The organism is Stenotrophomonas sp. SrG, from assembly GCF_050031795.1.
GTDB classification, from domain to species: domain Bacteria; phylum Pseudomonadota; class Gammaproteobacteria; order Xanthomonadales; family Xanthomonadaceae; genus Stenotrophomonas; species Stenotrophomonas rhizophila_A.
In genome coordinates, this window is sequence record NZ_JBNBBE010001624.1 from 1 (window position 1) to 232 (window position 232).

Annotated in this window: 1 protein-coding gene; it reads right to left on the bottom strand. The window is 69.4% G+C overall.

The features are described from left to right. Positions 1–232: DUF1295 domain-containing protein (locus ACQG3P_RS24865; protein ID WP_426806534.1), on the bottom strand; the 232-nt coding region annotated here is incomplete at both ends.

The window sequence follows — 232 nt, forward strand, 5'->3', positions numbered from 1 at the left end:
AGTTTGGGTGGCGCGAGTAGCGCCACAGGCCGCTGCGGCAGGTCTTGCCCTTGATGGCCGGGTCGGCGCGGAAGCGCGCCAGCTGGCGGTCGCCCAGCGATTCGCCGCCCACGCTGAGCAGCCACATCGCGATGGCCGCGATGATCCAGCCCATCGGCAGCGCCGCGCTCGGCGACACCGCCACGAACGGCAGAGCGAACAGCCCGATCAGCAACACCAGGAACTGGAAGAA